4 protein-coding genes are annotated in these 2,818 nt (G+C 53.5%); 2 read left to right on the forward strand and 2 right to left on the reverse strand.

All coding sequences use genetic code 11. The features are described 5' to 3' along the window. Nucleotides 1-412 (reverse strand): hypothetical protein (locus ACOYNV_RS27115; protein ID WP_422902931.1); only part of this gene is annotated, 412 nt, incomplete at its 3' end. A gap of 552 nt (nt 413-964) precedes the next feature. Between ACOYNV_RS27115 and ACOYNV_RS27120 the strand changes: the two genes are divergently transcribed. Next, nucleotides 965-1,231, forward strand: a complete 267-nt coding sequence (locus ACOYNV_RS27120; RefSeq protein WP_422902932.1) for an AbrB/MazE/SpoVT family DNA-binding domain-containing protein — start codon at nt 965-967, stop codon at nt 1,229-1,231. Next, the gene (locus ACOYNV_RS27125) at nt 1,228-1,635 is read left to right on the forward strand and encodes a PIN domain-containing protein (protein ID WP_422902933.1); all 408 of its coding nucleotides are present in this window, start codon (nt 1,228-1,230) and stop codon (nt 1,633-1,635) included. Before ACOYNV_RS27120 ends, ACOYNV_RS27125 begins: the two co-directional genes overlap by 4 nt. Nucleotides 1,636-2,165: 530 nt before the next feature. On the opposite strand, the gene cysC is transcribed toward ACOYNV_RS27125, so the two are convergent. Then, nucleotides 2,166-2,818: adenylyl-sulfate kinase (gene cysC / locus ACOYNV_RS27130; protein ID WP_422902934.1), on the reverse strand; the 653-nt coding region annotated here is incomplete at its 5' end.

Consider the following 2,818-nt stretch of genomic DNA (forward strand, 5'->3'; position numbering starts at 1 on the left):
AACCCGTGGTTTCGGTGCGACGGTGAAAGTTGCTGAAATCGGCCAGAAAATTGCCTGTGCGCACCCTGGCAATCTTTGCGCCAGTAATTTCCAGCCCATGGCAAGCGTCACGTGATTCCAGACAGGCCAAAACGCCGGGGTCAAGGTCTTCGCGTTTGAGTAGCGATGTGGGAACAAACAGCCGTACCACGTCTGAATGCGTCAGGATTTTGGTATTGGGGTGCGTCGCCGGATTGAAACCGTTTTTCTCCAACGTGGTCTTGTCGCTCTTCATGGGTTCGAGCTTTTCGATGGCATCACGAGCCTCTTCATAGCTGGCAAACGAGGTGGACTCGGTGTGTGACTTGGGCAGCATGGATGAGCAGGCGCTGCACAACAAAACTAGCGGGAGCAAACAAAGCGCGTATTTCATGGGCCAATATAGCGCCAGACTGCTACGCCATCTGTGCGCTACCGATCTCCACCAGCGACTTTTCAGCGCAACCGGGAAATAAATCGCCTGTGCCGCCGCTGCGGTGAACTTATTGGCATACGGCACTTGCTGGAACTCGCCTCATTCCCTGATTGTCAACGGCTGCAATAGTGAGCCGTGCCAACCATTGATGGTCGAGGACTATCAGTCAAGAATATCCCCTTACCCAGGTTGCGTGGCGTTGGTCCCAGAACACCGAGTCAGCATACTTTGCCGCCAACTGTCATCGCTGAACTCAAACGACCGGATTATCTTCATGTGTTACCTTCACACCGATCAGGTCAAGCGGACAAGGCAAATGCGCAAGGGCTTTGGAACGCCAAACGAATGAGAACACCGTCTCGGATGGTCGTTGCTTCACGCGGTTGTCTTTACAAAGTAGCCGATTTGCGGGGGATGGGCGCATTGAGTCATGGTGGGCAGTCATCACGCTATCTCTTGTCAAACTTTCCAGAATGCATTACAGTTTCTTACCATTAGTAAGGATTAGATATGCCAACCGCCACACTCTCCAGCAAGGGTCAAGTCACCATTCCGCTGGCCGTTCGCACGGCTCTGGGACTGCACATGGGTGACAAGCTTGATTTTGTGCTCGATCAAGACGGCCTGAAGGTCGTGCCGATGCGCGCCTCAGAGCCGACACTCAAAGGCCGTTTTTCTGGAAGAGCATCGACTCCGGTCAGTTTGGCCATGATGGATGAGGCCATTGCTGCCGAGTCGAGCGAACGTCAAGTGGTACTCAACCAGGGTTTGGCGTGATTGGCCTCGACACCAACGTGCTGGTGCGCTATTTGGCACAAGATGATGTCAAGCAGTCGGCCATTGCCACCCGTTTGATTGAGTGTGAATTGACGGCCAGCCACCCCGGATTTATCAGCCTGGTGGTTTTGGTTGAAGTTTGTTGGGTGCTCAAGCGGCTCTACCAGGCATCCGAGTCTGAGTTGGTCACTACGGTAGATGATTTTCTTCACGCCGCGCAGTTTCAAGTTGAACAGCGCGAGCTGGTGCTGACTACGACCCGAAAACTCGCTGCTGCAAAGCATGGCAGCGTCGGTTTTGCTGATTTTTTAATCGTTGCGTTGGCCCAGGCACAGGGGTGCAGCATGACCGTAAGCTTTGATGCCGGGGCTGTGCGCGAGGCCGGCATGACACTGCTGAGCTGATCTTTTTTTGACAACCAATAGCCATAAGATAAAAGGGGTATCCATGTGAGTGCTGTAAACACTGGAGTCCATGTTCCGCCATGGGTGTAGATGGGATGTCCCGGCAAATGATGATGTGTGCGGCTGATGATTGATGGGTGGCAATGGCTTTGTGGGTTTGGAAACTGGATTTAGTCGAGACATGCAGCATTGTTCGGAAGCCACGCTCAAAAATCTGCATACCTGAGAGGCTCATCGCGCCCCGGTTGAAGACTGGAAGTAGACGTTTGTGTGGAAATTGCATCCCTACAAATCACAGCACTCAAATGGATACCCCTTTAAGATAATGCCGATTATCTTAGGCCACTTTTGTAAATTCGCTTATTTTTGGCTTGCTACTGTTTTTGATGCGTTTGCCAAATCCATGCACCAGGCGTCGGCGGTGGACTCGTGCGACTTCGGACTGGGCTTTCCAATGAGGTTTTAGCCTAGACAATGGCGGCCACCATGCCGGTGGTCATCAAGGAAACAAGCGAAAGTTATCACCCAAATCATGGGTAGTTGCCAGCTTCGCACCGTCTGTGACCGTTCAAGCCGGCCATCAAGTGGTCAACGCACTGAGCCAGCGACAGTTGACTGGTCAGCAAATGCATGTCTGCCTGCCTGGGCACCTCATACGGGCTGTCAATGCCGGTGAAGTTTTTCAACTCACCTTGGCGGGCTTTGGCATACAAGCCCTTCACGTCATGGCGTTCGCATTCTTCAAGCGGGGTATCGACAAACACCTCCACAAATTCACCTGCGTCAAATAGTTGGCGTGCCTTGCGTCGCTCAGACTCAAACGGCGAAATCAAGCTCACCAACACAATCAGCCCGGCATCCACCATCAGCCGGGCCACCTCCGCCACCCGGCGTATGTTTTCTACCCGGTCGGCTTCGGTAAAGCCCAAGTTGCGGTTCAGACCATGGCGCACGTTGTCACCATCCAGCAAATAGGTGTGGCGGCCTTCCGCATGCAGGCGCTTCTCCAGAGCATTGGCAATGGTCGATTTGCCCGAACCCGACAAACCGGTAAACCAAATGCAGCGCGGTGTTTGCTGCTTTTGCGCCGCCCGCGTGGCTTTGTTCATATCCAGCGCTTGCCAATGAATGTTGCTGGCGTGGTGCAGGGCAAAGTCAATCATGCCGGCACCCACGGCCTTGA

This window comes from Propionivibrio sp. (assembly GCF_049316945.1).
In the GTDB taxonomy this organism is placed as follows: domain Bacteria; phylum Pseudomonadota; class Gammaproteobacteria; order Burkholderiales; family Rhodocyclaceae; genus Propionivibrio.

Coding starts and splice junctions, on each gene's coding strand:
- ACOYNV_RS27120 (WP_422902932.1), top strand. CDS start 965: ATGCCAACCGCCACACTCTCCAGCAAGGGTCAAGTCACCATTCCGCTG.